At 37.1% G+C, this 3,040-nt stretch carries 3 protein-coding genes; all 3 read right to left on the bottom strand.

The window, feature by feature from the left end:
- Positions 1 to 79: AsnC family transcriptional regulator (locus tag H5072_RS15670; RefSeq protein WP_182694047.1), on the bottom strand; the 79-nt coding region annotated here is incomplete at its 3' end.
- A gap of 106 nt (positions 80 to 185) precedes the next feature.
- Entirely contained in the window at positions 186 to 827 is a 642-nt protein-coding gene (locus H5072_RS15665; protein WP_182694046.1) for an MBL fold metallo-hydrolase, read from the bottom strand.
- 1 nt (position 828) lies between these two features.
- Positions 829 to 2,646, bottom strand: coding sequence for a M14 family metallopeptidase (locus tag H5072_RS15660; protein ID WP_182674173.1), 1,818 nt, complete (start codon positions 2,644 to 2,646; stop codon positions 829 to 831).
- Positions 2,647 to 3,040 lie beyond the last annotated feature (394 nt).

The raw sequence follows: 3,040 nt of genomic DNA, 5'->3' as shown, positions 1-3,040 counted from the left end.
CTGCAATTTCTGCGGTTGATAAACTAGCATCTTGTTGTAAAAGTGCCAATATTTGGCGATCTACGTGATTTAGAGACATTTTATTTCTTATTTATCAAATAAACTGGTTAAATTATACAACCATTTTAAAACTCAGTCTGCTTATTTTTAATGTTTATGCAGTTTGTAAACTTAAAATAAGCAACTTAACCAAACTTACCACTTACAAAAGGATTTGTTTTCTTTTCAAACCCCACCGTAGTGTCGCTACCATGTCCTGCCAATATTTTAGTATTATCAGGTAAGGTTAAAATATGCGTCTTAATCGACTCTATAAGTTGTTCACTGTTCCCCTTAGGAAAGTCAGTGCGCCCTACTGAGCCTTTAAAAATAACGTCACCGACAATAACGCACTCATAGTCTGGTTGGTAAAACACTATATGACCGGGTGTATGCCCCGGGCAATGTTTCACTAAAAAGCTAAGTTTACCTACGCTCACGGTGTCATTATGGTTTAGCCAAATATCCGGATAAAACGGTTCAATGGGTTTAAATCCAAACATCTGTGCTTGCATAGGTAAGTTTTCAAACCAAAAGTACTCATCTTTTTGTGGACCAATAATTTGTACGTTAAATTGATTTCGTAAAATATCAGCCCCACCCACATGATCTAAATGCCCGTGCGTTAACCAAATAGCACTTAATGCTAGTTTATGCTCATTAAGGACCGTTATTATTTTATCAGTGTCGCCACCTGGGTCGATAACCACAGCGTGTTTAGTTTCGCTACACCAAATAATACGGCTGTTTTGTGCAAAGGCAGTGACAGGTATAGTTATGATTTCCATATTAAATTTCTTTACTTTTTTGATCTGGAATAACAACTTCTTCTTCGAATGACATAAGTATTGGATACTTTAAGTACGCTTGATCATAAAATGGACTTTGTTCATATAACCAGTTTAATCGAGCTTCTGCGTCACTCGCGAATGATTTATCTTTAAGTTTTTCATCAAACTTAAGCGCAAGCTTTGGGTTATCTTTTAGCATTTGGCGTGCATACGGAATTAGCGCATAGTTTTCCATGTACTCGGTACGCTGAAAAATAGTATTAAACTCACCCCACGCAAAAAATGAATCAGGAGCTTCTGGGTGCAATAAATGCACAGCAAGCTCACCTGCTTTTTGTTGAGTATTGACTTGATACCAACCATCTAAATCTACATTTATAGCAGGGACGTAATCAAAAGTTGCTGATACTCTAAAACGCCCTTCAAATGGTGCTTTATCAAACGTGTAGTCAGCCACCTTTGCAACTTTCAAAGGCTGTGTATTTGCCCCTTCAAGTTTATTAATAGAGACACCATGTAACTTTAGTTTCTCAATAATGTTGCTATATACAGGCGGAATAAAAAAAGCTTTAGGTACTTCAACTGTATGTTGTACATCTTTTTGCCAATAAATAGGTAAGTCAGTATATGTATGTGCTTTACCCAAATACTTCACTTCATTTTGACCCGAAAGTGAATTCATGCTTGATGAATATTCAATACCTTTAAACTGCGCAATCGTATCAGCTTGCTTGGCATAGCCACGCTTTACTATTAACTGTTTAGGAACAAATTCTTGTTCTTTTTTTACTGCATTAGCTAATTCATGACTGTGCTTTGATAGCGCAGTAATAGCACCATCTAAAAATACATAAGTTCCCAATACACGTTGCTTGTAAGGCTTCAATGAATGATTTTCGACTAAAATAGTCGGCAATGACTTTAAATCCCCCCAACCATTTGAAAAACGTGGCGTAGCAACCCAGCCCGCTAACCCTTTTTTAAAGTCGCGCTTGTCCATAACAAAAACAAGTGGTCCTGGGATGTGTCCTTGCTTCGCTAGCGTATCGTCAATGAGAGGTTTAAAAAACTGGTTTAATGTATCTGATACCGCAGGCGATTCGCTCGAAAATACCGGATTGTAACCATAAGTCACATCGTATTGGTAATCTGCGCCGTCGGTAACGTGTACATCAATGTATAAATTTGGGTTGTAGTCGTTAATAACCTTTAAAACACTTCTAACTTCTGGGGTATCTAATTTAGTAAAATCACGATTTAAATTAAGGTTATTAGCATTTGTTCTAAAGCCCATTTTTGCAGGGCCCCGTTGATTAATGCGATTGAATGCACTGCTACGTTCGTGGCCATCTACATTTAAAATAGGAATAAATAATATGTTTACCTTTTTTAAAATGTCACGGCGCTTACCCGTCGCTATATCTCTGAGTAACATAAACATGGCATCTTTACCGTCTATTTCACCAGAATGTATTCCTGCCTGGATAAAAATAGTTGGCTTAGTGCTATTAGCCATTTGCCTTGCTTCAAAAAAACCTTGCTCACTGGCAATTAGCATTTTTATTGCACGCTTACTATTACTATAGCCAATGGTTTGAGATTGAAACTGAGTAGGGTTTGCAGCAACTAACCTATCTACAAATGCCATTGTATTTGCATAATCGGGCGACGCTTCACCTGCAGATAACTCAAAGTCAGTAGTTAACGGCCCTTGTTTTTGTAAAAGCTCTACGCTTTTCCCCTGCCACTCAATGAGTGGAGGTAAGTGTGCGTCATACGCCACACTTGCAGATAAAATGAGTAAACTTGCAAACATAAAATTCTCTAACAAACGCCTTAATTATATAAATTATATCAACTAAATTTTTTATAATGAGGAAACTGCGGTGATTCAACAAAAAAATGCAGCCAAATACATTTCACTCATTCACACCTGTGTTTTTAGGCTTTATAACCTTATTAAGTATTATACCAATGTGCAATAATACTTAATCATTTTGCGGGGCTAAACATGTCGCTACCTGCGTTAAAAAACTCTCATTTATGACTGCATGGATGCAGAAGGTAGAGCAATGCAGGAGCAATTGCTGAGAACAACTAAATAGCGAATTTTTTGCCTAGCTATCAACACGTTTTTCCGCCCTCAAAATAGATCATTTAATTAAGCGAATTAGTATTACTCATTGGGTTAAGTTACTAAATTACAGGCA

It is taken from the genome of Pseudoalteromonas sp. SR45-5, assembly GCF_014163565.1.
Taxonomy (GTDB): Bacteria; Pseudomonadota; Gammaproteobacteria; order Enterobacterales; family Alteromonadaceae; genus Pseudoalteromonas; species Pseudoalteromonas distincta.
The sequence above is the reverse complement of the archived record's forward strand: the minus strand, read 5'-3'. Positions and strand labels throughout refer to the sequence as shown.

What these genes read in the sequence shown, in the direction of transcription:
- H5072_RS15665 (WP_182694046.1), bottom strand. Translation starts at nt 827, where the DNA reads ATGGAAATCATAACTATACCTGTCACTGCCTTTGCACAAAACAGCCGT.
- H5072_RS15660 (WP_182674173.1), bottom strand. Translation starts at nt 2,646, where the DNA reads ATGTTTGCAAGTTTACTCATTTTATCTGCAAGTGTGGCGTATGACGCA.